Consider the following 26,007-nt stretch of genomic DNA (forward strand, 5'->3'; position numbering starts at 1 on the left):
CAATGGCGCGACGTCTCCGACGGCCATAAAGTCATGCAATGGGGCGATGAATGGGCGAAGTTGTGAGCGCGGCCCCCGTCTCTCCCGAGTTGCTAGCCGCTGGCCTGATCGAGCCGGATTATCCGCTGCAAGCCCATTTGGGTTACCGCATGCTTGACTGGACCGATGGCTTTTCGCGCTTCGAGCTGCCGTTGCAGCCGTATTTGTCGAACCGCTACGGCATTCCGCATGGTGGCATTTACGGGGTGATGCTGGACACTGTCATGGGGTTCAGCGGCTCATTCACCGGCGATCCCTTGGTGAAGAAGACCGCGATGACGCTGTCGATGACGGTGCAATTTTTGTCGCGGCCGAAGGGCAGTACTTTGTTTGCCGAAGGGCGCAGGATCGGTGGCGGCGCTTCGACCTTCTTTGCCGAAGGGCGAATCGAGGATGACACTGGCACTTTGATCGCCACCTCTAGCGGCACGTTCCGGATCAGAAGCGCTAGCTAAGCGATCCCGCCAGCTTACCGGCGCAAGGCCATAGCTCTTGGTGCCTTGGGTCGCCCAGCGCAGCGCCTGGACTGAGTTTTACAAAAGATAAAAGCGCCCGCCAGAAATGGCGGGCGCTTTCGATTTGTCAGACTGTCGTTCGTCAGGCTGTGCCTTTGGCCCCGCCAAAGGCAGGGCCGAGCAGATCAGGCCGCGCCGGGGGTGGCCTCTTTGGTCACCGCGATCCCAGCTGGCAACACCAGTTTAAGGATATCGGCCAAGGTGATGATGCCGCAAAGCTCAGTCCCGCGCTTTACGGTGGCGATTTGCACACCAGCACCGCGCAGGCGCGCCAAGGCTTCATAGACCGGCATTTGCGCATCAAGGCTGAGGGCCGGACGTGCAACACTGGCCGCCGGCGCATCATCTGCCATCAGCAGCGTATCACGCACATGGATAAAGGACATCGGCTTGCCGCGCCCGCCTTCCATCAAGATACGCATATGCCCCGACTGGCGCGCCGCAGCCCGCACTTCCGCCGCGGTCGCCTTAGCAGGCACCGAGGTCGGGCGCTGATCAATGGCCACAAGGTCACTGACCGGCATGCTGCTCAACCCGATAAAGCCCGACAATTGCCGCTCCATCTCGGGCTCCAAGGCGCCGGTTTGGCCAGAATGTTCAACCAATTGGCGGATGGTCGCGATGTCACGCCCGCCAACAGCCGCGCTTTCGACCGGCTCCACACCCGATGCCCGCACAAGGCTGTTGGCAATGCCATTCATCCAACGCAGCAACGGGCGCAAGGGCCATGCCAGCCCCTGAGCGATCAAGCCGATCGAACGCGCCGAACGTTCCGGATGCGCGATGGCCCAAGATTTTGGAGCCATTTCCCCCACCACAAGGTGCAAGAAGGTCACCACGAACAGCGCCAATGCAAAGGAGGTGCCGCCTGCAAGCCAACCTGGAAGGCCCGCCGACAGCAGCATCGGCCCCAGCCAAGCATCCACCGCTGGTTTGGTGATCGCGCCCAAGGCAAAGGTGCAAGCGGTGATCCCCAGCTGCGCCAAAGCCAGCATCATCGTGAGGTCATTCATCCCCCGCAAGGCAGCCCGCGCCGACATGCTTTCCGGCGCAAGCTCTTCCAGCCGGTGACGGCGCGCGCCCAAAAGCGCAAATTCGATGATCACGAAGAGCGCACTCAGGGCAATCAGCGCAAGCGTGATGAGTGAGACAATGAGAGGGTCTTTCATCATTGCGCATCCTCCGTCATCGCGGTTTCCATCAATGTCAGCCGGACACGGGTTGGCACATGCCGCTCAACCTCCAAAACATCGGCCTCAAGCCAGCGACGCATCGGAGCGTCGGAGACCAGCTCTGCCGGATCAACCGGCAGCTCGATCACCACTCTTGCCCCGACAGCAGGCAGGGCGCCCAGCTCGTCGATCAAAAGACCGGCGATGGTCTCGGCCTCGGTTTCAGGCAGATCGTACTCGATCGCGCGATGCACCTCATCAAGGTGAACATCGCCGTCCATGATCCAGATGTTATCCCCGTCCGAGACCAGCGGATCAGGCGATTGCAGGTCATGCTCATCCGTGATCTCGCCGACGATTTCCATCGCCAGATCCTCGATGGTCAAGACGCCGGCGAAACCGCCGTATTCGTCAATCACGCAGGCCAGTTGATTGGCCGAGCTGATGAGATGCTCCAAAGCATCAGGCAAAGGCATCAGCGTCGGGATCACCGTCGCCGGGCGCATAATACTTTCCACCGAAGCCTCGGGTTCAGCCGTTTCCAACCCTGCCAAGACATCGGACAAATGAACCACGCCAATCGGCGCATCCGAGCTGTCAACCACAGGATAGCGGCTGTGCGCGCGCGCCATCAGCGCCTGCAACTCGCCCAAAGTGGTGTTGGGGCTGACCCAATCCACCTGCGAGCGCGGCACCATCGCATGTTCCACATTCTGATTGGGGAAATCGAGGATGCGGTCCATCATCAGCGACTGCTCAACCGGCAGATCACCGCTTTCGCGCGAATCCGCGATGATGCGGGGCAGATCCTCGGCAGTGGCGCTGACATCAAGGTCATGCACCGGCTCAATCCGAAGCAAACGCAGGAACACATTGGCAGAGAAGTCGAAGAAGGCGATCAGCGGTCCCAAGACCTTCAGATAGATCAAGGTCGAGCGGGACAGAGCTTTGGCCAGCGGCTCAGGCTTCGCGATCGAGAGGTTCTTGGGGTAAAGCTCCCCGAAGATCATCATCGCCACAGTGGCAACCATCAGCGAAAAGAGTGTGCCAATCGTCACGCCAACGCTGGGGGAAACGCCAAGACCACCAAGCAGAACGCCCATTGGTTCACCGATCATCGGCTCGGACAAGAAACCCACGAGCAGACCGGTGATGGTGATGCCGAGCTGGGCCCCCGACAGCATAAAGCTGGTGCGTTTCGTCACATCCAGCGCACGTTTGGCAGAAGCGTCCCCTTCGGCAGCGCTTACCGCGAGTCGGGTCCGGTCAACCGACATATAGGCGAATTCTTGCGCCACGAAGTAGGCGGTGGCTGCGATATTCGCGATGATAACGGCCAGGCCAAGTATCAGAAGTAGAAAAGCTTCAATCACAGCAGCACCTCACGCTGCGATTGAAGCGGTCTAGAGTAGGGTTTGGTACTTCGGTCCACCGTCGGGCCACCTTTATTTGTTGCAAAGTGGTACTTAGTTACCTTGCTCCAGCAGAAAAAGGAACGGCTCAGATAAAATGGGGCCTTTCTGAGCTGTTTTGCCGCGATTTGCCGGCCCGCTCTGCGCTCCTCAGCCTGTGCTTCGAAGACCTTAGCCAAGCGATAAACCAACGCGCCCAGCGCGGAAGGCCAATGATCGCTCGACGCAGCTATTGATATAACATATATCATAGTGACATTCCGAGGGTCTAGGTGCTGATCCGGTCCTCGGATTTCACACGGGGGGCAGAATGATCAATGCAACAACGCGGCTCATCGCTGTGGCCGCCTATCCGGTCCATCATCTGCGGAGCCCGCAAGCACTGAATGCCATGTTTGTGCAGGCCGGAACCAATGCGGTCGTGGTTCCCTGTGAGGTTAGGCCCGAGGATCTGGCCAGCTTCATCTACGGCCTGCGCGGTGTGGGGAACCTAAGCGGACTGATCGTGACCGTGCCACATAAAGCAGCCGCCGCTGCTCTATGTGATCAGCTTGGCCCGCAGGCGCAAGCCGCTGGGGCGGTGAATGTCATCCGGCGCGAGGTGGATGGCTCACTGACCGGAGAGTTGCTGGACGGGCTGGGCTTCGTTGCCGGGCTCGCGGCGCATGGCCACTCGGTCCAAGACCGACGCGTCTGGCTGCAAGGGGCCGGAGGTGCCGCCAGCGCCATCGCTTTCGCTTTGGCCCAGTCCAAAGTCGCCGCGCTGACCTTGATGAACCGAAGCCCCGACAAGCTTGCCGCCTTGGCCGAGCGGCTCCGCGTGCATCACCCGCAGTTGCGTGTCGAAATTGGCGGCGAGATCGGTGCGCATGATATGGTGGTAAACGCCACCTCACTGGGGTTGAAGTTCGATGACCCGCTGCCCGTCGAGATCACTGCGATCGCTTCGGACGCGCTGGTGGTGGATATTATCATGGAGCCGGCAGAGACAGCGCTTCTGCGCGCCGCAAAGGCACGCGGGTTGCCCACCCATACCGGGCGCGCCATGTTGGATGGGCAATTGTCTGAGATCATTACATTTCTGACCAAGACCGGCTAAGCGCGAGGACCGCGTTGCAGGTCTTCCATGCATGATGCACCGGGTGAGCATGGCCCAACGGATCATGAAAAAGGGGGCCAGTACGGCCCCCTTTTGCGCAAGATCTGACCTTTGTTGGCCTAGTCGCGAGCCAGCTCCTGCGCCCGATCAAAGGCTGCCTGTGCCGCCTTGGTCATCAAAGAGGTCATCCTCCCCTCGCCCATCAGCACATCAAGCGCTGCGGCGGTGGTGCCGTTGGGGCTGGTCACATTGACCCGCAACTGAGCCGCGTCTTCGGCCGATTGCTCGGCCAAGCTGGCCGAGCCGAAAACTGTGGCCCGCGCCGCCTGTGCGGCGATATCCTCGGGCAAACCGATGCGCTTGGCAGCTTCGGTCAGCGCTTCGATGAAATGGAAAACATAAGCCGGGCCCGAGCCGGAGATCGCGGTGATCCGGTCGATATCCGCTTCGGTCGCCACCTCAAGCACGATGCCGCCCGTCGACAGAAGGTCACGGACCAGCTCGCGCTGCTGCGCTGTCGTCCGGTCATTGCTGAACATGCCAAACACGCCCTTGCCAACCGCAGCCGGGGTATTGGGCATCACACGGGCGATCGCAACATCGCCCAGCCCCGCGGCCAAAGTTGCAAGCGTGGTGCCCGCCGCGACCGAGACAAAGCAGGCGTTCTCGAAACGACGGTAGCCTTGCAGCACATCAGCAATGACCTGTGGTTTGACCGCCAGCACCACCACATCGGGGGCATAATCTGCCGCCAAATGATCCAGGCTGGCAAAGGCGTCCGAAGCTAGCCCCGCCGCACGGTCGCGCAGCGCCTCATACGGTTCAACAACCGAGACCTGCGGCCTGTCTTGCATCTTCATCCAACCGGCAAGCAGGGCATAGCCCATATTGCCAGCGCCGACCAAAAGCAGCTTTGTCATCAGCCCCTCACTCTGCCGAACGGTGAAGTTCGTTCAAAAGACGCGCCACCAAGGCCGGAGCCTCCATCTGCGGCACATGTCCCACACCTTTCAACCGGTGCAGGCCAAAATGCGCCGGCAGATCGGCAGCATGCGAGGCCGGGATGATCCGGTCGTTCATCCCCCAGATCACCTTGGCGGGCACTGCGATCTTCTCCAGCCGATGCGCCAGCCGCATCAATTGCGTGCCTTCACCAAAGAGCGCCTGTGCCAGCGCTTTCAATGCGGGTCCGCTTTGGCTCTGCGCGCGCGCCCGGATCACCGCTTGGGCAAAGCCCGAAGGCAGAATCGAAGGATCGGCCACCATCGTCTCCAGCCAAGGCTGGATCTCGGGGGCGGTCGTGGCATTTGCCAGCCCGTGAATGAAGCCCGTGTTCACCTCGGGGCCAAGCCCCCCCGGAGCGATCAGACAAAGCGAGCGCGCCGCGACAAGGCCCAGATCGGCAAGGGTCACCGCCACCGCGCCACCAAGCGAATGGCCAACAAGATGGGCCGTCTCGATCCCGCGCGCCGCAAGATCATCGGCGACGGCAAAAGCCAGCTCCTCAAGGTTGCGGATGGTCTGAGCAGGCGCCTGACCGTGCCCGGGCAACTCTGGCGTGATGATCTGACGTCCGCCGTCAAGCAGCCCCGCAATCGGGCGCCAGCCCGAACGATCCGCGCCAAAGCCATGCAACAGCACAACCGGAACGCCGGCAGCACGGGCCACGACCGGCGCACTAAGCCCCGCCGCCGGGGCTACAGTCTCGGGCGCAGCGGAAGGCGGCGCCTTGGCAGTTGCCGACTTCGCAGCATTCTCAACATCGATGCGCTTGACCCGCCCATAGGGGCCGGTGCCACGGATCTGGCTTAGATCAACACCCAGACTGCGTGCGGTGCGCCGGGCCAGCGGGCTGGCTTTAACGCGGTCTGTCGTCACGGCCTCTGCCGCGGGGGACGAAACTGGCGCAGCGCGCTCAGCAGCGGTTGGCGCCGGCTGGGCCTGCGGTGCGACTGGGGCGTCAAGGCTTTCGGCGATCAGACCCAAAACCTTGCCGACCGGGGCCTCTTCGCCCACGGGATAGTTGATGGCGACCAAGAAGCCGTCTGCAGGGGCCTCAACCTCGGTCGCGGCTTTGGCGGTCTCAACGGTGACGATATGCTCACCCGCCTTGACCGCTGCGCCAATCTCTTTGGTCCATTCGAGGATAACAACGGCGTCCATATACTCGCCGCCCGCCGCGTCAATTTGGATCGGATGCTGCATCATGCGCCTCCTTAGGCCAGTGTCTTTTTCGCCGCTGCCGCGATCTTCTCGGCATTCGGCAAGACAGAGGCCTCAAGCGTTTCCGAGTAAGGGATCGGCATATCAGGCAGGGTCACGCGCTCAACCGGCGCATCCAGCTCATCAAAGGCGTGGTCCATGATCGTGGCCGAAAGCTCGGCCGCATAACCGCAGAAGCGCCAGCCTTCATTGACCACCACCGCGTGATTGGTCTTCGCGATCGAGGCCTTGATCGCGCCCAAGTCCAAGGGCCGCAAGCTGCGAAGATCGATCACCTCAGCCGAGATGCCATCCTTTGCCAACAGCTCCGCCGCCTTTTCAGCATCGATCACCATCTTCGAGGTGGCAAAGATCGAAACATCTGTACCGGGCTGAACGGTGCGCGCCTTGCCAATCTCAACCAGCCCTTCACTGTCGAGATCGACCTCGCCGCGCATGTTATAAAGCAGCTTATGCTCAAGGAAGATCACCGGGCGCGGATCACGAATGGCAGCTTTCAACAAGCCGCGCGCATCGGCTGGCGTCACAGGCGCCACGACCTGAAGCCCTGGGATATGCGCAACCAGCACATCCAGTGCCTTGGAATGCTGAGCCCCTGCCCCGGCGCCACCACCGCCTTGGGTGCGCAGCACGAACGGCATCTGGACCTTTTCCTTCCAGATATATTCGTAGATCGAGGCTTGGTTGACCAGCGCATCCAGCGACAGCGGCAGAAAGTCCGCATACATGATCTCAAGCACAGGGCGGGTGCCGGTCATCGCCGCCGAAACCGCCATTGCCGTCAAAGCCTGCTCCGAGATTGGCGTGTCGCGCACGCGCTGATCGCCGAACTCCTCAAGCAGCCCCTTCGAGACCTTAAAGACCCCGCCATAAGTGCCAATGTCTTCGCCGAACAGGAAAACGCTGGGGTCGCGGGTCATCTCTTCGCGCAGCGCGATGTTAAGCGCCTCGGCGTAACGTAGCTTCGCCATATCAGTGAACCTCGCCGGAATAGGGGGCGGTATAGTTGCAGATTTCAAACTCGGGCAGCGGATCGGCCAAGGCGCGCTCGATGGCGTCGCGCACGTCTGCGCTGGTGTCGCGCTCAATCTGGTCCAGCTTTTCGGCGCCCACTTCGCCGACCAATTGGTCGTAAGCGATCTTGATCGGGTCGCGCTTTTTCCACTCGGCGATCACCTCGGGGTCTTGGTAGCCGCCCATGTCCGAGGTGGAAAAACCTTCCCAGCGGTAGGTCTTGCATTCGACAAAGCCCGGCCCCTCGCCCCGGCGTGCGCGCTCAACCATCGTCGAGACCGCCCGGTAGACGGCCAGTGCATCATTGCCGTCGACGATCTCGGTTGGGATACCGTAGCTGGCGGCGCGCTCTGAGATATCCTTGGTCGAGCCTTGCCGGTCGGAATGCACCGTTAGGCCATATTCATTATGCTCAAGCACGAAGACGACAGGCAGCTTCCACAAGGCCGCCATGTTCATGGACTCATGCCAAATGCCAGTCTGCGAGGAGCCGTCGCCAAAGAGCGTCATGGCCACGCGGCCGTTCTTCAGGATCTGGTTCGACAGCGCCATGCCGGTTGCCGCCGGAATGCCGGCACCAACGATGGCATTGCCGCCGATCATGCCCTTGGCGGGATCAGCGATCAACATATGGCCCGCGCGCCCGCCACACAGGCCGGTTTTGCGTCCCAAGATCTCGGCCGAGATTCCGTAGATATCAACGCCCTTGCCGATGTAATGCGCATGCCCGCGGTGGGTCGAGGTGATGTAGTCCTCATCCGTCAGCATAGCGGTCGCGCCAATGCCAACAGCCTCTTGCCCGTCACAGCGGTGGATCGGCCCGCGGGTCCGCCCCTCTTTGCTGAGCGTCCCAAAGGCCTCTTCCACACGCCGGCAGGCAATCATCTTGCGATACATTTCGACCTGATCGTCGATCGATGGGGCATTCTTCATCGGCGCCAAACTCCGGTTATTTGTTATAACAAGTATATCGGAGCCGTTGAGCAAGCAAGCAGATTCGTTGCACCCAGATGGTCAAAAACCTGCGCAGGCGCGTGACTTAACTGCGCCAAAGCGGTGCGCCCAAGGACGCGATCACGACAGCAAACGCCGACTGCCCTTGGGCAATCGGCGTGATGCTGTTTTGTCGCTTCATGCGCAAAAAGCGCGGCGGAACCCTAAGGGCTTTAGGCTCAGCCCCGCGGCGATCAGATCAGGTCTTGGCCGAGATCCGATTGATCATCCAGTCGCAGGCCTGCGTGATATCTTCAGCAATGGCCTCGTTCAAAGCCAGCGCATCCCGCGCCACGATTGCCGCGCAGACCCTATCGTGCAAATCGATGCCTTTGCCGTCTTCACCGTAATAGGGATAGATGACGTTGAGATAAGATCCCATCTTCAGCCAGCAACTCTCGATGATGCGGATAAGCATTGGCATCTTTGAAGCTTCATAGATGGTGAAATGGAACATCCAGTTAAGCTCCATGAGCTTACTAAATTCGCGGGTGTGATCGGCCTCACAAATCGCCTTGTTGATCTCTAGGATCTTCTTGATGTCCTCATCTGTCAGATTCTGCAAAGCCTCGGTCGCGGCCATGCATTCCAGACTGACGCGGATCCGGCGCAATTCGTTGATCTTGGCGGTATCAAGCTCGGGCACATAGATCGTCCCGGTGGCATTCGCCTCCAGAACACCCTCGGCCATCAAGTTGTACAAAGCCTCGCGCGCGGGGGTCAGGCTGACATCCAGCGCCGCTGCCACCGCCCTAATCGCCAGCTTCTCGCCCGGCTGAAAGCGTCCTGCCATCAGCGCTGCCCGCAACTTCTCGCGAACCATCGTTCCCAGAGTTTCTTTCCGAGCGATCGGTGCAATGCTTTGAAGCGCCGAGGACATGTCGTTTTCCTTTAAGTGAGCCGATCAACCGTTATGACAAATTGCAACTTGGGTCCATCGCTACCTTCGCTTGGCCCCGTGTGACCTAATGTGAGCGCTGCACCGAGCCGCCCCAGGCCTGATCGGTTGGCATAAGGTCAATGCGTGACACATCCACATGCTGCGGCATCTTCAGGGCCGAGATCGCAGCAACCGCAACATCTTCGGGCGAGAGGACGCGTTGGGCCTTGAACATGGTGCGCTCCAACCGCTCACTGTCTTGGCCAAAGGCTTCAAGGTAGAAATCCGTCTCCACCCGCCCCGGAACAATCTCGGTGAACCGCACATTGGTGCCGGCCAGATCATAGCGCAGAACCTCATGCGCACGGCTTAGACCTGCCTTGGCCGCGGCATAGGTGGTGGTATTGGGGAAGACCGCCTTGGCGACGGCGCTGCTGAGCGACAGGATGTGGCCCCGCTTGCGCGCCACCATCCCCGGCAAAGCCGCCTGAATCATCAACAAAGGTGCCGTCAGATTTAAAGCGATGACCTGTGCGGTTTCCTCAACCGTCTGATCTTGCAGCGCCCCCAGTGAGCCAATGCCACCGGCGTTGTTCACCAAGATGTCGATCTCACGGCCTTCAAAGATCTTCAGGGTCGCAAGGTCGGTGACATCGGCTGCGATCGGCTCCACACCCGGCAATTTCGCAACCTCGGCAAGGGCGCTTTCCGATCGGGCCAAGGCCAGAACATGAACCCCCTCTGCCGCAAGCTTTTGCGTGATTGCAGCGCCAATCCCCCGTGAAGCCCCGGTGACAAGCGCCACACGGTAGCTGTCTGAAAGCAAAGCCGTCATGGCTTCACCGCCGCATCAAGTGCTGCGCGATAGGCTTGGTTCATCGGATCCCAAGCGATCTGCAGATCAAGCCAAGCGGCTATTCTGCCGGCGATCACAATGCCCAGATCGATCAGCTCGGGCAGGCTTACCGCAGGATCGGCAAAGGCGGCTTCAAGCTGGAACAGGATGTCCGGCGTCTCTTTCATATGGCAAAAATCACGCAGACGAGTGGCCGCTTTGTTCGTGCTAAGCCCAGCGGCATAGCGCAACGAAGTGGCTGGGTCAGCCTGCACCCTTTCGCGCAACCACCAGAACATCTCATGCAAGATCCGCGCCTCGGATTCAGCCATCAGCACCGGCCCCATCGGATGCATGATCGCTCGCGACTCGCGCAGCGCGGCCAAATCCTCGGGGCAAGCCCGCCAGATTGCATCGCGTGCCGCCAAAAGGAAGGCGGGCAGCGTCGGATGATCCACCGGCGCAACGGGCGCAAAGGTGGTCGGCGTTTGCGTCATCGTCAAAGCACCGCTGAAGGACGTGGTGCCATGTTGCTGGCGCAACCGCTCGGCCATTTCACGGACCTTTTCGATCGGCCCCTCGTAATGGCCCAGCACCGTAACCGAGGCGGTCTCGGCCTGAAGCGGCGCGAAGGTGATCTCGAGGAACTGACGAACCGGCCAGTAGATGAACGCCCCCGGCTTGGCCGAAAGGACATCAACCCCGCCTTCCGGCTCTTCGATCAGGGGCGCGTGCCAGTAAATATGGCTGCCGGCGATCTTTGGCGTGTGTAACTGGACCGGTTTCGGCAGCATACCGGCGATCTTGGCCAAGGTGCGGGGGGCGCGGCCCTCGTCACATTGGATATCAAAGCCGGTTCCAAGGATGTTCAGTTCAAGACGCATGTCCGGTTCTCCGGCCTTAATCAGTCGTTTGGGCTAAGGGCTCTCGGTCCGCAGTGGCGGTGCTTAGGTCAGCTTGAGGCGATCTTTCAGCTGATAAAGCGGGAAGATCTGCCGCCCCACGGCGGTTTTAAAACCGCTCATGAAAATGGGCTTCGGACCGGCGACAAGCTCCAACGGTACGTCCGACAACTGGCGCTTTTCGGCGAAGAACTCGCCCATCAGCAGACCGATGTTCTGCGCAAGGTTCACCCCGCGCGTCGAGAAGCCGATCACGGAAAAGACGTTCGGGCGCATTTGCATGATGAGTGGCAGGCTGTCATTGGTCAAAGCGCAGTAGCCCTCCCAATAATCTTCCCATTTCAGAGGGTTATTGCGAAGCTGAGGGAAGAGCGTCTTCATGCGCTTGCGGGCGTGACGCTCGCCATGTTGCTGCCCAAGCGCAACCGAGACGGCACCCGCACCGAAGAAGCGACCTTCGGCGTCAAACCGACCGAAACCGCCCGAGCGGCGCAGATCGGTAAAGCAATTGTTGTTGGGCAGAATGGTCTTGCGCTCTTCGCGCGACATCGGTGCCGTGGCGCAATGGAACAAGCGCACCGACATGATGCTTTTGTTCTGGCCGGGCAGACCCAAAGGATCGGTATAGGCGTTGGTCGCGACCAAAACCTGTTTGGCCGTGATCCGCCGCGTGCCGCTTGCGGTCTTGCAGGTCACCTGCGCCTTTTGTCCATCTGCTTGGTGGATATTTTCCACCCGCGTGTTTTCGTAGATGAGCGCCCCTTCTGCCTCGGCCGCCCGCGCCAAGCCAAGGCATTGCGCCAGAGGGTTCACAATCGCCCCATCGGCATTCTTCCAAGCGCCGATGTAGCCCGCCGCGCCGAGCTCATCCTTCACCTGACCGGCATCAAGCCAATCGACACGCGCGCCAAAGGCTTTCCAGTCTTCATAGACCGCGCGCACCTTGGTCAGCGAAAGCTCAGAATGGGCGGGCTGCAGCCAGCCATTTTGCTCATAATCGCTTTGGATACCGTAGCGCTGGTTCATCGCAGCAATGTGGTTCGGCCCTTCGGCCACCAAGCCGTTCAACGCTTGGCCCTTTTTGGCCCCCAGCTTTTGCTCAACCGTCTGCGGTCGCACCGCGCCGGGGAAATGCGGCACCACAAAGCCGCCGTTGCGCCCCGAAGCCCCCACCCCGACGATCCCGCTTTCCACAAGGATCACACTGAGACCGTTCGACGCCGCACTCAGCGCCGCCGTCAGGCCAAGAAAGCCCCCGCCGACGACCACCAAATCTGCATCCGCATCGCTGGACAGACTGGCGCGAGAGATACGCTTCTCGCGGCTGCTGCGCGTCCAAGCCACGCCTTTCATGCTGGTATCAATCCAAGATTGCGAGGACATCGTCGGGGCACCTGAGGTTTAAGGATGTGGCACGAAAGGACGACGGCGCTTACGCCGTCGCCTTTGCGAGATTGTCAAAATAGTAGACTTCGACCTGACGCAGCACGTCGATCGGCTCATCGGCATAGGCCTCGGACATGAAGCTGCCCTGCGCCTCGATCGAGATCGACCATTGCCCGGGATGCGGGTTGAAGGCGCAAGTCGGGAAATGCATGTGATGGTGCCAAGGCGCGCCGCGCGCCTGCAGGCCGCGGACGTGATCGACCAAAAGCGAGTCCGGCAGATCTCCCGTCACCGCTGCCGCATCAAGGATGTCATCCCCGTGCAGCATTTTGACGAAGGCCTTGTCGATCTCGGGGAAGCTGGCATCGCCTTGGGCGATATAGGGCACGCCCTCGGCATCATCCTCGACCACAACCGCATAGCACCCTGCGAAAGGGTTGTGATTGCAGATGGGCGACAGCACATGCGAGTGCCATTTCTTGCCCGCCGCCTGAAACCCTTCAACCAAGGCCAAGCAATCATCCATCGCGATTTTGCGGAAATTGGTTCCGTTCACATCGACGGTGCACATCGGTTCAGCCCCCACAGCCGATGCGGGCGATGGCCGAGATCTCGACCTTCACACCCGGAACCGGGAAGCTGACGACAAGCGCAGCATTGGCGGGCGGGGCAGCACCAAAGATCTCGCCCATCACCGGGCCAACTTCAGCGAAGACTTCGGGCGCGGTCACATAGGTGGTGATCTGCACAATATCTTTCAGCGTCGCACCGGCCTTTTCCAGCGGCAGCTGGAAGTTCTTGATGATCTGATGCAATTGCTCGGTGGCGCTTTCGGACAGCTGCTTCGTGGCATAATCCATGCCAATCGTGCCCGAGATATAGAGCGTATCGCCGACTTTGACGGCTCGCGAATAGCCGTAAGCGGCTTCGAACGTCGAACCGGATGAGATGTTTTCACGCAGTGCAGTCATGGTCATTCCCTCAGATCAATTCTTACTTGGACTGGATGTAGCCATTGGCGAGCCAGCCACCGTCCACGCGCAGGATGTCACCTGTGATCATCCGCGACGCATCCGACAGCAGGAAGGCGCAGCCATCGGCCACCTCATCTGCCTCGGCCAAGCGACCAAGCGGGGTGCGGGCCTTCACGCCTTCAGTGTTGAACGAGCCGCTGTCGATCAGGGCCTGCACCATCGGGGTGCGCACGCCGGTCGGCGCCACGGCATTCACGCGGATGCCCAGCGGGCCCCATTCCACGGCCAAAGCCTGCACGAGATTATGGACAGCGCCTTTCGAGGCACAATAAGCCGCCCGCGCCGGCGCCCCTGCGGCACCGTAGACCGAGCCGATCATCACGATTGAACCCGATTGCTGTTTGATCATGTGGCGGGCAACAGCTTGGGCATAAAGCCACGAGCCGGTGACGTTCACATCAAGATGCGCGCGGAAGGTCTCAACATCGACCTCAAGCGCAGTGCCAGTCCGCACGATACCGGCCGAGGTGACCAGCCCGTCAACGCCGCCAAACCGCGCAACGCTTTCGGCCACGATCTCTTCAACCCGCGCCGCATCGGTCACATCGCCAACCGCAAGCAGCATGTCTGAGCAATCGATGGTTTTGCTTGCGGCTTCAAGGATCGCGGCATCGCGGTCAACCAGCGTCAGCCTATGGCCGCTCTTGGCCAGCTTCTGCGCCGTGGCCAAGCCAATGCCGCTCGAGGCGCCGGTAATGATCGTGCGAAAGCCTGAGGTTGTCATAAGATGTTCCTTCAATGAGCGAGGATCTGCGACAGGAAGGCGCGCGTGCGCTCATTCTGCGGGTTGTTGAAGAACTCGGTCGGCGCGCCGGATTCGACGATCGCGCCTTGGTCCATGAACACGACCTTGTCGGCCACTTGGCGGGCAAACCCCATCTCATGCGTCACGCAGATCATGGTCATCCCCTCCTGCGCGAGCGACACCATGACATCGAGCACTTCCGAGATCATTTCAGGGTCAAGCGCCGAGGTCGGTTCGTCAAAAAGCATGACCTTGGGGCGCATGCAAAGCGCGCGGGCGATGGCAACGCGCTGCTGCTGACCGCCCGACAATTCGCCAGGGAATTTATTGGCCTGCTCTGGAATCCGGACCCGCGTCAGGAAATGCATGGCCTGTTCCTCGGCCTCTTTGCGCGCTGTGCCACGCACCAGCATCGGAGAGAGGACGCAGTTTTCCAAAATGGTCATATGCGGGAAGAGGTTGAAGTTCTGAAACACCATGCCCACTTCGCGCCGGACTTCCTGAATCCGAGACATGTTGTCATCCAGCACATGGCCCAGAACGTCGATCGTCCCAGAATGGTGCTCTTCCAGCCGGTTGATGCAGCGGATCAGGGTGGATTTCCCCGACCCCGACGGGCCGCAGATCACCACCTTCTCGCCCTGCTGGACGGTCAAGGAGACATCGCGCAGCGCGTGATAGATGCCGTAGTATTTGTTGAGCTGGCTGATCGTGACGGCGGCGGGCATTGCGGAGCGCTCCTGCATTACTTGCCGACGCGCATGCGGCGCTCAAGGTAGGCACCATATCGCGAGAGGCTGAAGATAAAGATGAAGTTGACGAAGGCCATGAAGACGTAGACCTCGACATAGGTGAAAGCCCATTCGCCCGAGCCATAGGCCGCGTTGCCCGAGGCGAGGAAGTCGAAGACACCGATGATGATGACCAGCGACACTTCCTTGAAGCTGATGGCGAATTGGCTGACCGTCGGCGGCAACGCACGCCGGAAGGCCTGCGGCAGAATGATCCGCGTCATGCGGTGCCAGTAGCCCAAGCCCAAGGACTTGGCGGCCTCGTCTTGGCCGACCGGCAAAGATTGGATGCCAGACCGCAGGATCTCGGATTGATAGGCGGCAAAGAAGAGCGCCATACCTGCGATGACCCGCATGATCTTGGTGCCCGAAGACCCCGGCGCCAAGATCGGCAGGACCACAGCGACGGCAAACAAGATCGTCACCAGGGGCAATGAGCGCACCGAGTCGATCACCATTCCGGTCACAACCGAAACCAGCGGCAGGCTAGAGCGGCGCAAAAGCGCAAGGGCGATCGAAAGCGGCATCCCGATCAGCGCGGTCGCACAGAAGATAAAGATCGACAGTGTCAGCCCGCCCCAGCGCTCTTCACCAACATAGCTGAGCCCGAAAACCCCGCCCCGCATAAGCAGGATAAAGACCGCAAGGCTGCAAACCCACAGAACCGCCAGTCGCAGCGGGCGCCAGAAGACCGGCAGGCAAGACAGGATAATGACCAAGATCAAGATCAGACAGCCAAGCGCCGAGCGCCAATGCTCCTCATGCGGGTAAAGCCCAAAGAACATCAGCCGCCAGCGGTCGGCGATCACCGCCCAGCAGGCGCCGCTCGCCGCACGGCAATCTTCGGCCGTGCCGATAAAGACGGCATTCCATGCCGCCCATTGGAAAAGGTGCCACAAAGCCCAAGCGGCAAAAGCCATACCTGCGAGGCTGATGGCGCCACTGAGAGGGGTCGGAAAGAAGCTTTTGCGCAGCCGCGTCTTCAGCGGGCTGATCGGAGGCAAAGCACGTGCGGTCGCAGAGTTGGCCATCTCTATCTCCTCACGACCGAAGCTGGGTGCCGCGCAGAGCGATGCGCTTGTTGATCAAATTCATAAAGGCGGCCAAGAGGTTGTTGATGATCAAGAAGCCGATCATCAGGATCGTAATCAGCTCGATCGTCTGACCGCTTTGATTGATGGCGGTAGAGATCACGAGGAAGAAGTCCGCATAGCCAACCGCAATGCCCAATGTCGTCGCCTTAAGCAGCCAGACATATTGGTTGGTCAGGGTCGGCAGCACCGCGCGGAAGGCCAGCGGCATTCTGACTTTGGTAAAGACCTGCCATCCGCTTAGCCCAAGCGCCTCGGCCGCTTCGACCTGGCCTTTGCTGACGGAAAGAAAACCTGCACGGATGATCTCGCCCAAGAAAGCGCCGCCATAAAGGCTCATCGCGGTCAAGAGCGCAGCGAATTCTGGCGACAACCGAAGGCCCCCGGTGAAGTTCAAGCCCTTCAGCTCCGCGGTCAGCAGCAGCGGCTCTCCCGGCACTTTGCCCAGCAGGATGACCAAGATCAGGCCCAGGCCACCGACGAACCAGATCGCCCGACCAAGTTTTGGATAAAGCAAACGGCTTTTAAGATCGCGCCGCGGCAGCAGCGCCAGAACCAGAGCCGCGATCAAAGTGCCCAAAAACACCATGCCTGCAAGCAATCCATAGGGTTCGGCGATGTTCAGCGCTGGGGTGAAAATCCCTCTCGCCGACAAAATCAACATGTCGCCAAGATTGATCGCCTGACGTGGGCTCGGCAGGTTGGTGAAAACGGCATACCAAAAGAATGCCTGCAGGATCAGCGGGATATTTCGGATCGTCTCAACGTAGCAGGTGCCAAAGGCGCGCAGGACAGCATTGGTTGAGGTTCTGCAAGCGCCGACAATCAACCCCAGCACAGTCGCAAAGATCAGCCCCATCCCCCCAAGATAGAGCGTGTTCAAGATCCCAACCGCAATCACTTTCCAATAAGGATCGTTGATCGAATAGGGGATCAGACTGAAGCCAATATTCCATCCGGTCGAGCGCCACAGAAAGCCGTAGCCCGACGTGATGTTCTGCGCATCCAGTGACCGCTTTGCCCCAAGGATCAGTGCAGCCAGCACTGCCACCAGCACAAGGCCGATCACCATTTGGAGCAGGTAAGCCCGGCGCTTACTCGAAGAGACCATTCGTAAGCTCGCTCTAAAACCAGAGGAAGGTGCGGTGGACGGACCCCAACGGCCCGTCCACCGGCTTTTTACAGAGCGACTGCGATCAATGGATCAGGAGCGGCCAAAGAACCCCACCGTTTTGCCACAGGGCGTTGACGCCCCGCTCAAGCTTGTAAGGCGAGTCCATGCCCAGGTTCCGCTCCCAAATCTCGGAGTAGTTCCCCAGGGTTTTGATGATGTTATAGCCAAAATCATCAGACAGACCGACGCCCGAACCATAGCCCGGCGTCACACCCAGCATCATCCCAACGCTGGGCGAAGGCGGGTTGGCGCGCATCTCATCGACGTTGGCCGAGGTCACACCAGCTTCTTCCGCAGCGACCAAGGTCGAGAGCGTGAAGTTGATGATATCAACCCAGTTGTCGTCGCCCTGACGAACCACAGCCGCAACGGGCTCTGCCGCGATGGAATCCGACAAGATCATGTGATCGTCGGGATTTTCCGCTTTCAAGCGCAGGGTGGCCAGCTGCACATCCCACTGCACGAAAGCATCGCAACGGCCCGAAAGGTAGGCGGCTTCGCTTTCCTCGGTTTTCTCCGAGACCACGAATTCCATCGTCGTGCCAATGCGCTCGAGGTATCCAGCCATCGCCACTTCTTGCGCGGTACCAGCCGGCACGCAGACCGAACCGCCGTCGAGATCGGCAACAGTGGTCGCGCCCAGCTCTTTGCGGACGAGAACTTTGGTCGGCGCCAGCAAGTAAGCGTTGGAGAACTGGAAGCCCAACTCGCCGTCACGGCCGATGGTCCAGCCCGTCGCCTTAATCACAGCGTCGATTTCACCCGACTGAAGCGCGGGCCAACGCTGGGCCCAGCTGGTCGGGACGAAGCTTACATGGCCTTCGTGGGTGCCAAAGATCGCGGTCGCGACAGCGCGACACACATCAATATCAAACCCTTTCCAATTGCCGTTCGCATCGACCTCGGCCAAGCCAAGGTAAGAGCCGTTATGGCCGGTGCAATTGAAGGTGCCGCGCTCTTTGACTGCAGCGAGAGTGTCACCGTGGCCCGCAATTGCCACAGATGCAGAAAGACCAGCCGCGACGACCGAGCCGGCGGCGATCAGCTTCGAAAATTTGGTCATAAGAACCTCAAGTTGTTGGGAACTGCGCATGCTGCCGATTCTGACGCCGACATATATTTGTTATAACGTGTGTCACTTGCATCGAGCAAGTCCCCTGATTGCCTGACACTCATAAATTCGACAGACCTCACGGATCAGCCTAGCAAATTGCTGGCAATCTAATGAATTACAACACTTTCTTGAATCTCTGCCTTTTAGTCGGCCAACCCGCCTGGCGACCAAGCATGGGCCAACCAAACGCATAGCTGGCCTTGAGGGCCGCTGGTTTTAGTGAAGATCGGCTCCGCCTTACATTGGCCAACGGGCGCCCATGTCATCGGCAGCCGCCAGCCGGACCGACATCACGGCACCAACAATGCAAAAGCAGAGACATCGGCACGCGCTTCGTCGCGGTGTCGACCAATATCGGGCACGGTTCGTCCTGTCTTTCGCGAGGATAAGAAGCGCCTCTCGACGGCATCCCCAAACGCTACGGGCGCGCCTCCTCCAGCGGGCGATCCCAAGGTCGCCCCGAAGCCACCGCAACTGCTCGCTCAAAAGAAGGCCATCCTTAGTCCGAGCTGCGCTGCGAAGCGGCGGATATCCCGCAGCGCAAGACCGTCAGCCAGAGCAGGCACAGGGACGGCGGCCACGCCCCTGACAATCGGTTTTGCTCCGCCGGTTCAAACAGTCCCTCTGGGCAAATCACCCTAGCTTAAAACGGATCATCCGCGGAGCGTTGTCTCACGCTCCGCGGATGAAATTGGTTACAGTCCGATCGCGGGTTCAGACCTTCGTAAGATCTGTACGAAGATTAGAACGGGATCGACATGGATGCGCGGGCCGAGAAGGCTTCGAAGTCCGACTGCCCGATCCCGTCATAGCCAATGGCGAACTCGCCCTTCCAATAAGATCCCGCACCAGTGCGCATGCCAAGCTCAAGAGAGCCCGTCGCACCGTCATGAGCGTCAAACCCACTGGAGTCGATCGCCCATGCAAGCTGCGGACGTGCGAAGAAGATCATTCCGCTTTGTCCGCCGCTCAGCGGCATCTCAATGTCCGCGGCCATCGCAAGCTGCCAAAGCTCTGCTTCAGCACCTGTAATGGCCGTCGTCACAACGCCATCGCTGACCGTGTAGTCTTGCTGGCTTTCACGCATATAGCTTACTTCCGCAGAGGGAGTCAGTTTGGCCTGACCCATCTCCAACGTTCCGTAGAGCATGGCGCGGGCCAAACTACGATCGGTCTTGAAGTTACCACTGTACATCGAACCGCCGATATCAACGGAAGCATCGTTGGTCGAACTGCCCCAAGCGGCGCGCGCGCTGAAATACAGCTCTGGCGCAACTTGCATCGAGAGATAGGGGCCGACCATCCAACCGGTTCCCGAAACATCCGAGAAGCCAAGGGTTTCTTCCGATGTGGTGTCCAACTGGACCATAACGCCCAAGGCTACATTCTCAGAAAGCAGGTAGTCCGCCCCCAACGAGACAATCCCGAAGCGACCATCACGTGCATCGAGCGAGCCGATGCTGTCCTTATAGACCGTGAACTCTGCTTCCGCCCAGCTGTGCCAAGCACCGCCCTGCGTCGTACGGCCATAGGAGAGCGCGAAGTCACCGACACCACCTTTGGTAGAAACGGTAATCTCCGGCGGCCCATTTGCCGCCCGACGGCGGTCGAACCGATAGCGCGACGGTTCGGCCGACATCATACGCTCCATACGGCGACCGATGAAGGCACCCGTGACCTGTTCGAAGGTCTCAGTGATGAGTTCCTCGTCCGCACTTTCCTCATCCTTAACAGTCACGGTCACGTCGCTAGGTTCGACCGGATAGGAGGCAGGATCGTCTAAAGACAACGCCACCGTGGTCGAGCGATTGCCGCCGCCGGGGATGCTATCGTCGACCCCAGTGACCGTGACTTGCTGTGCCGTCGCCCAGTTTGCCGTGTTGAAGGTCAACACAAGCTCATTCGCGACCGCTCCACTGACGGCTGCAGTGCCTACATCGATAGAGCTCACGACGATCCGCACGTCACCTGCGGGCTGGCTGAGCAATGCAACCTGGAAAGTGCGGGTTTCATTTTCAGCCATAGTCAGAGCACTGGGCGTGACAGAGATGCCCGCAGCGTCATTGTCGTCGTTCACGGTTACCGCGACAGACGAGATCGCGATGCCTTCGTAATTGGCATCACCCGATGCAGCGACCATGGACACAGTCGCGTTACGGCTTTCAGCATTGTCGATGAGGTCATCGACCCCAGTGACCGTCACGGTCTGCGGCACGTTCCAGTTCGACGGGGTGAACGTCAGTGCCGCTGGTGCAACCGTGGCATCCGCAACGGCCGAAGAAGCGACCGCAACGGAGACATCTGCCGTCGGCTGGCTGTTCAGAACAACGGTAAAGGTCTCGCTGTTCCCCGCTCCGCTTTCGCTAACCGTCAGCGTCGATTTGGAGACGGTCACACCTTTAGCGTCATTGTCGTCGGTCACGGTCACCGCGACAGACGAGATCGCGATGCCTTCGTAATTGGCATCACCCGATGCAGCGACCATGGACACAGTCGCAAGACGGCTTGCAGCATTGTCGATGAGGTCATTGACCCCAGTGACCGTCACGGTCTGCGGCACGTTCCAGTTCGCCGAGGTGAACGTCAGTGCCGCTGGCGCAACCGTGGCATTCGCAACGGCCGAAGAAGCGACCGCAACGGAGACATCTGCCGTCGGCTGGCTGTTCAGAACAACGGTAAAGGTCTCGCTGTTCCCCGCTCCGCTTTCGCTAACCGTCAGCGTCGATTTGGAGACGGTCACACCTTTAGCGTCATTGTCGTCGGTCACGGTCACCGCGACAGACGAGATCGCGATGCCTTCGTAATTGGCATCACCCGATGCAGCGACCATGGACACAGTCGCAAGACGGCTTGCAGCATTGTCGATGAGGTCATTGACCCCAGTGACCGTCACGGTCTGCGGTACGTTCCAGTTCGACGAGGTGAACGTCAGTGCCGCCGGCGCAACCGTGGCATTCGCAACAGCCGAAGAAGCGACCGCAACGGAGACATCTGCCGTCGGCTGGCTGTTCAGAACAACGGTAAAGGTCTCGCTGTTCCCCGCTCCGCTTTCGCTAACCGTCAGCGTCGATTTGGAGACGGTCACACCTTTAGCGTCATTGTCGTCGGTCACGGTTACCGCGACAGACGAGATCGCGATGCCTTCGTAATTGGCATCACCCGATGCAGCGACCATGGACACAGTCGCGTTACGGCTTGCAGCATTGTCGATGAGGTCATTGACGCCAGTGACCGTCACGGTCTGCGGCACGTTCCAGTTCGCCGAGGTGAACGTCAGTGCCGCTGGTGCAACCGTGGCATTCGCAACGGCCGAAGAAGCGACCGCAACGGAGACATTTGCCGTCGGCTGGCTGTTCAGAACAACGGTGAAGGTCTCGCTGTTCCCCGCTCCGCTTTCGCTAACCGTCAGCGTCGATTTGGAGACGGTCACACCTTTAGCGTCATTGTCGTCGGTCACGGTCACCGCGACAGACGAGATCGCGATGCCTTCGTAATTGGCATCACCCGATGCAGCGACCATGGACACAGTCGCAAGACGGCTTGCAGCATTGTCGATGAGGTCATTGACCCCAGTGACCGTCACGGTCTGCGGCACGTTCCAGTTCGCCGAGGTGAACGTCAGTGCCGCTGGCGCAACCGTGGCATTCGCAACGGCCGAAGAAGCGACCGCAACGGAGACATCTGCCGTCGGCTGGCTGTTCAGAACAACGGTGAAGGTCTCGCTGTTCCCCGCTCCGCTTTCGCTAACCGTCAGCGTCGATTTGGAGACGGTCACACCTTTAGCGTCATTGTCGTCGGTCACGGTCACCGCGACAGACGAGATCGCGATGCCTTCGTAATTGGCATCACCCGATGCAGCGACCATGGACACAGTCGCAAGACGGCTTGCAGCATTGTCGATGAGGTCATTGACCCCAGTGACCGTCACGGTCTGCGGTACGTTCCAGTTCGACGAGGTGAACGTCAGTGCCGCCGGCGCAACCGTGGCATTCGCAACGGCCGAAGAAGCGACTGCAACGGAGACACTTGCCGTCGGCTGGCTGTTCAGCACAACGGTAAAGGTCTCGCTGTTGCCCTCTCCGCTTTCGCTAACCGTCAGCGCCGACTTGGACACTGTCACACCTTTGGCGGCATCGTCGTCGGTCACGGTCACCGCGACAGACGTGATCGTTAACCCCCTATATTTTGATTCATTCCCATTATGCAGGCTAAAGGTCACGTTTGCCGTTCGGTTGGGAGAATTAACGATGTCGTCATTCACCCCGGTGACGGTAACGGTCTGCGGCTGGTTCCAGTTCGACGTCGTGAACGTCAGCCTCGCAGTCCCAACCGTGGCGTTTGCAGGATCCGAAGAGCTCAGGTCAACACGCACAGAGTTATTGGGCTTGCTGTCAAGAACAACCGTGAATGTTGCCGTTCCGCCGTTCTCGGCCACTGTAAGTGGGGAGCCGGTTACAGTTACGCCAGCAGTATTAGCATCGGTTACGGTTACGTCGACGTCGCCCATATTATGGCGGTGGTATCTACTATCCGATGAAGTGACAATAAAATCAACCTCCGCTTCACGGCTCTGGTCATTGTCAACATAATCATCGACGCCGGTTACGGTAACGGTCTGCGGTACGTTCCAGTTCGCCGACGTGAACGTTAGCGATGCCACTGAAACCGTCGCAGTGCCAGTCGCATTAGAGGTGACGCCGATTACAACGTTGTGGGTCGGCTGCGTGTTCAGCACCACGGTAAAGGCACCGGTGCCGCCCTCACTCACCGTCATGCTTCCTGTTGAACGGCTGACACCAGCGGTGTCATTGTCGTCAATGGTCACCGTAGCCGCTCTCGGCGAGCCAAGAGTGAAGTCATTGTTCACGCTTGTCAGCGTGACCTTTACAGTCCGATCGCTAGGATGATCGATATCGTTATCGATCGTCGCGACTGTGATTATGCCCGTTGTCTGCCCGTTCGGAATCGTTACCGAACCGCTGAGCGCTGCATAGTCAGTACCCGCAACAGCCGTACTGTCCGCCAGCGAGTAATTTACCACGGTGTTACCAACACTTGCAGTGCTAAGGGTAACCGTAAGATTGCGATTAGAGCCCTCGTCAACGTCTCCGCCACCGCTGATCGTTACGCTTGGTGCAACGAAGCGCGTGAAAACCAAACTGTTTGAGGTGTCGATATCATAGGTCTGGCCACTAGCATTGGCCCTGGCTGTCATCGTGTAGCTCGTGCCTGGGCTACCAGGGACTCGCCAAGTTATCGTGCATTGCGCTGACACATTTCCGGTTGTTCCCGCAGGGATACTAAGCGTTGCGTCACATGCAGCAGGCTCGCCACCTTGGTTCGAAACGCTGGGCGTTATCCTGATGCTTCGCGACGTATTGCAGTAGCCGCCACCGCCCGAGGTATTTGATGTCACATTATAGGTGACAGTGGCTGTAACACTTTTCGTGGGGCGGGTGCTGTCGTTGGGATAGATTGTATCGGCCGAGCTAAGTGTGAGTGTCTTCGGATTCGAAATTGTGCAGGCCGCGTGGGCCGCGGCCGTTGACAGGATCAAGAAGAGAGTGGCAGCCGCAGCGGCTTTGCACCCCGAGATTAGACGTAAAACCAGTGCGAAAAGTAGAGGAACTCTTGCCCAAGTTCGCTGCATGCCATTCTCCATAATATGATATCAGAGCAAGAGCGAACCAAGGCCCATAAGCGTCTGATTTTGTTCAAAATAACCTAGCAAAACGGACGCTAACCAAAGAGGTCGGAGCGCTGTTGACACATGCCCCGGTCGTCCCGCCAATGCGTTACAACCAAAAATCTTTAGGGTTAGAAATGAAGCCACACCCGGACAGTGCCGAGCGCATCACCTAACCCGAATTACATTTATTCAAGTGACTAATTCACAAGCTAACAGATCTAAGTAACCCGAGTTTGTTAACCCGTGCAAGGTTTAGATTTCGGGCTGGGGACCTCAACCGGATATTTCGTGCATCTGCGATGTGGGATCGGCCCGTCGGGTGCGTCGCAGATGCAGAAGCCGCGATCGACGGGATCAGACCGTCGGCATCTTGAATGGGCACAAGGCCCGTGTGAGCTGTGCTCAACAGTGGCGCAGCCACAGGATGTCCTAGAGGACAACCTACGCCCGCTTTCGCGATGGCATGCGGAATGCGGCAGTATCAACAGCCTCCGCGAAGTGCGGCTCAACACCGAATGATGTGGGCCATCCGACCTCAAGAAGATCCCACGCATCGCATAGGGCTAACGCCTACCGGTTTCGGAGCAAAGCCAAAGCCGCGTCACATAGCATCTTTGGAATGGAACGGGTTCACAGGCCTTATAACTGGGTTCTGGCCTCAAAATTACGCAGTGAGTTTGGGCTTTTGGGCTGGCTTTATGCCACGAGTGCTGGAGATGGGCCGAGCTTATAGATTCTGGCCTGCCCCCCGGAAACTGGACCGTTTTCAGCTGGAGTTTCCGACCACGCTTTCCTGGCCGGGCGAGGAGCGGAAACGGATGAAGACGAGCAATTTTTTGGACGCGCAGAAAGCGTTTATGATCGAGCAGTGCGAAGAGGGAATGCCGGATGCGGAGGTCTGCCGCAAAGCGGGGATCAGCCGGGCGGCAGACTTCAATTCGAAGAGCAAGTACGCTGGCCTGTCACCGACCGAGGAGAAGCGACTGAAGCAGTGACCTTCTCCCCTGAAACGTCCTCATTTTGAGATCAGCCTGTTTTCCAGGAGAGGCGACAGTGGATGAAGAGAAGCCGGTTCAGTGAAGTGCAGATCATTGGCATCCTGAAGGAGCATCAGGCCGGGCTGGGTGCGAAGAAGCTGTGCCGCAAGCATGGCATCAGCGACGCGACTTTCTACAAGTGGTGCTCGAGATATGGCGGCATGGAGGTGTCGGACGCCCGGCGCCTGAAGGCACTGGAGGTATGACGAAGATCAGAAAACGATCCGGGGGAACGTTTTCCTGAGGAATGGAACGCGAAACTAAAGAAGATGCTGGCCGAACAGATGCTCGACGTCGCGACGCTGAAGGAGATGTTGGGAAAAAACTTCTGAGGCCCGGTTCGAGGCGGCGTGCCGTGGACTGGGCCATGAAGGAGAAGAGCTATTCGCAGCGGCGGGCCTGTGCGCTGGCCGGGATTGACTCGCGGGTGTATCGGCAGCAGCCGACCTGGCCGGAGGATGGGGAGTTGCGCAAGCGCTGCGGGAGTTGTCCGGCGAGAGGCGGCGCTTCGGCTATCGGCGTCTGCATATCCTGCTGCGGCGGGAGGGCTGGACACTGAACTGGAAGAAGCTCTACCGGATCTACCGGGAAGAAGGCTTAACAGTCCGTAAACGAGGCGGTCGCAAACGAGCACTGGGAACCAGGGCGTCGATGGTGACCTGCCCCCCGGTCGTCCGTCGTTCATAACGAGAGTCCTTGGGGTTGATAGTGGTCGGTTTCGGGTCGGGCAAGCGCGCCGAGCGCGGAGCCATCAGATTGCCCAAGCGCTCGGCGCGCTTCCACTGTGGGCTTGTTGCCCAGCGAGGAATGCGGCCTGACGTGGTTGTAGTCGTAGCGCCACAGGGCCAGCTTGCGGCGGGCT

At 59.5% G+C, this 26,007-nt stretch carries 21 protein-coding genes and 3 pseudogenes; 4 read left to right on the top strand and 20 right to left on the bottom strand.

Annotated features, from left to right (window positions below; genetic code table 11):
* The first annotated feature begins 50 nt into the window (after window positions 1–50).
* Window positions 51–494 carry a PaaI family thioesterase gene (locus Q9295_RS17135; RefSeq protein ID WP_306681808.1) on the top strand — a complete coding sequence of 148 codons (444 nt, stop codon included), beginning with the start codon at window positions 51–53 and terminating at the stop codon, window positions 492–494.
* Window positions 495–679: 185 nt separating this feature from the next.
* Here Q9295_RS17135 and Q9295_RS17140 read toward each other — a convergent pair whose 3' ends face one another.
* Entirely contained in the window at window positions 680–1,726 is a 1,047-nt protein-coding gene (locus Q9295_RS17140; protein WP_306681809.1) for a CNNM domain-containing protein, read from the bottom strand.
* A complete protein-coding gene (locus tag Q9295_RS17145) occupies window positions 1,723–3,099 on the bottom strand; it encodes a hemolysin family protein (protein WP_306681810.1) in 1,377 nt (458 codons plus the stop codon). The genes Q9295_RS17140 and Q9295_RS17145 overlap by 4 nt, the downstream gene beginning before the upstream one ends.
* Window positions 3,100–3,448: 349 nt before the next feature.
* Between Q9295_RS17145 and Q9295_RS17150 the strand changes: the two genes are divergently transcribed.
* Complete coding sequence (locus Q9295_RS17150; RefSeq protein ID WP_306681811.1) at window positions 3,449–4,237, top strand: shikimate dehydrogenase family protein; 789 nt, start codon at window positions 3,449–3,451, stop codon at window positions 4,235–4,237.
* Between the two features lie 119 nt (window positions 4,238–4,356).
* Here the strand turns inward: Q9295_RS17150 and proC are convergent, their stop codons facing one another.
* The 17 genes and pseudogenes from proC to Q9295_RS18015 form a co-directional block, all read right to left on the bottom strand.
* The gene (gene proC, locus Q9295_RS17155) at window positions 4,357–5,157 is read right to left on the bottom strand and encodes a pyrroline-5-carboxylate reductase (RefSeq protein WP_306681812.1); all 801 of its coding nucleotides are present in this window, start codon (window positions 5,155–5,157) and stop codon (window positions 4,357–4,359) included.
* A 7-nt stretch (window positions 5,158–5,164) separates the two neighbouring features.
* Window positions 5,165–6,442: an acetoin dehydrogenase dihydrolipoyllysine-residue acetyltransferase subunit gene (locus Q9295_RS17160; RefSeq protein ID WP_306681813.1), complete on the bottom strand. Its 1,278-nt coding sequence runs from the start codon at window positions 6,440–6,442 to the stop codon at window positions 5,165–5,167.
* An 11-nt stretch (window positions 6,443–6,453) separates the two neighbouring features.
* Window positions 6,454–7,431, bottom strand: a complete 978-nt coding sequence (locus tag Q9295_RS17165; protein ID WP_306681814.1) for an alpha-ketoacid dehydrogenase subunit beta — start codon at window positions 7,429–7,431, stop codon at window positions 6,454–6,456.
* 1 nt (window position 7,432) lies between these two features.
* Window positions 7,433–8,407: a thiamine pyrophosphate-dependent dehydrogenase E1 component subunit alpha gene (locus tag Q9295_RS17170; RefSeq protein WP_306681815.1), complete on the bottom strand. Its 975-nt coding sequence runs from the start codon at window positions 8,405–8,407 to the stop codon at window positions 7,433–7,435.
* Window positions 8,408–8,666: 259 nt separating this feature from the next.
* Window positions 8,667–9,347, bottom strand: a complete 681-nt coding sequence (locus tag Q9295_RS17175; RefSeq protein WP_306681816.1) for a GntR family transcriptional regulator — start codon at window positions 9,345–9,347, stop codon at window positions 8,667–8,669.
* A gap of 85 nt (window positions 9,348–9,432) precedes the next feature.
* Window positions 9,433–10,182 carry an SDR family oxidoreductase gene (locus tag Q9295_RS17180; RefSeq protein ID WP_306681817.1) on the bottom strand — a complete coding sequence of 250 codons (750 nt, stop codon included), beginning with the start codon at window positions 10,180–10,182 and terminating at the stop codon, window positions 9,433–9,435.
* On the bottom strand, window positions 10,179–11,066 hold the full coding sequence (locus Q9295_RS17185; RefSeq protein WP_306681818.1) for a hypothetical protein: 888 nt from the start codon (window positions 11,064–11,066) through the stop codon (window positions 10,179–10,181). Before Q9295_RS17185 ends, Q9295_RS17180 begins: the two co-directional genes overlap by 4 nt.
* A gap of 63 nt (window positions 11,067–11,129) precedes the next feature.
* On the bottom strand, window positions 11,130–12,467 hold the full coding sequence (locus Q9295_RS17190) for an NAD(P)/FAD-dependent oxidoreductase (RefSeq protein ID WP_306681819.1): 1,338 nt from the start codon (window positions 12,465–12,467) through the stop codon (window positions 11,130–11,132).
* Window positions 12,468–12,516: 49 nt separating this feature from the next.
* On the bottom strand, window positions 12,517–13,041 hold the full coding sequence (locus tag Q9295_RS17195; protein WP_306681820.1) for a hypothetical protein: 525 nt from the start codon (window positions 13,039–13,041) through the stop codon (window positions 12,517–12,519).
* 4 nt (window positions 13,042–13,045) lie between these two features.
* A complete protein-coding gene (locus Q9295_RS17200; RefSeq protein ID WP_306681821.1) occupies window positions 13,046–13,441 on the bottom strand; it encodes a Rid family hydrolase in 396 nt (131 codons plus the stop codon).
* A gap of 22 nt (window positions 13,442–13,463) precedes the next feature.
* Window positions 13,464–14,228, bottom strand: coding sequence for an SDR family NAD(P)-dependent oxidoreductase (locus tag Q9295_RS17205; protein WP_306681822.1), 765 nt, complete (start codon window positions 14,226–14,228; stop codon window positions 13,464–13,466).
* Window positions 14,229–14,239: 11 nt separating this feature from the next.
* Entirely contained in the window at window positions 14,240–14,977 is a 738-nt protein-coding gene (locus tag Q9295_RS17210) for an amino acid ABC transporter ATP-binding protein (RefSeq protein WP_306681823.1), read from the bottom strand.
* Window positions 14,978–14,994: 17 nt separating this feature from the next.
* Window positions 14,995–16,071: an amino acid ABC transporter permease gene (locus Q9295_RS17215; RefSeq protein WP_306681824.1), complete on the bottom strand. Its 1,077-nt coding sequence runs from the start codon at window positions 16,069–16,071 to the stop codon at window positions 14,995–14,997.
* A gap of 10 nt (window positions 16,072–16,081) precedes the next feature.
* A complete protein-coding gene (locus Q9295_RS17220; protein ID WP_306681825.1) occupies window positions 16,082–17,242 on the bottom strand; it encodes an amino acid ABC transporter permease in 1,161 nt (386 codons plus the stop codon).
* Between the two features lie 85 nt (window positions 17,243–17,327).
* Window positions 17,328–18,368, bottom strand: coding sequence for an amino acid ABC transporter substrate-binding protein (locus tag Q9295_RS17225; RefSeq protein WP_306681826.1), 1,041 nt, complete (start codon window positions 18,366–18,368; stop codon window positions 17,328–17,330).
* A 793-nt stretch (window positions 18,369–19,161) separates the two neighbouring features.
* Complete coding sequence (locus Q9295_RS17230) at window positions 19,162–22,539, bottom strand: autotransporter domain-containing protein (protein WP_306681827.1); 3,378 nt, start codon at window positions 22,537–22,539, stop codon at window positions 19,162–19,164.
* Window positions 22,540–23,235: 696 nt separating this feature from the next.
* Window positions 23,236–24,081: pseudogene (locus Q9295_RS18015) on the bottom strand (Calx-beta domain-containing protein); the annotation flags it as partial.
* An 845-nt stretch (window positions 24,082–24,926) separates the two neighbouring features.
* On the opposite strand from Q9295_RS18015, the pseudogene Q9295_RS17235 reads away from it, so the two are divergent.
* Both Q9295_RS17235 and Q9295_RS17240 read left to right on the top strand, forming a co-directional pair.
* Window positions 24,927–25,100, top strand: a pseudogene (locus Q9295_RS17235) (transposase); the annotation flags it as partial.
* Window positions 25,101–25,165: 65 nt separating this feature from the next.
* Window positions 25,166–25,799 (top strand): annotated as a pseudogene (locus Q9295_RS17240) (transposase); the annotation flags it as partial.
* Between the two features lie 27 nt (window positions 25,800–25,826).
* On the opposite strand, the gene Q9295_RS17245 reads toward Q9295_RS17240, so the two are convergent.
* The coding region (locus tag Q9295_RS17245; protein WP_306681828.1) for an integrase core domain-containing protein at window positions 25,827–26,007 on the bottom strand (181 nt) is incomplete at its 5' end.

Source organism: Pseudogemmobacter lacusdianii, assembly GCF_030848395.1.
GTDB lineage: Bacteria > Pseudomonadota > Alphaproteobacteria > Rhodobacterales > Rhodobacteraceae > Pseudogemmobacter > Pseudogemmobacter lacusdianii.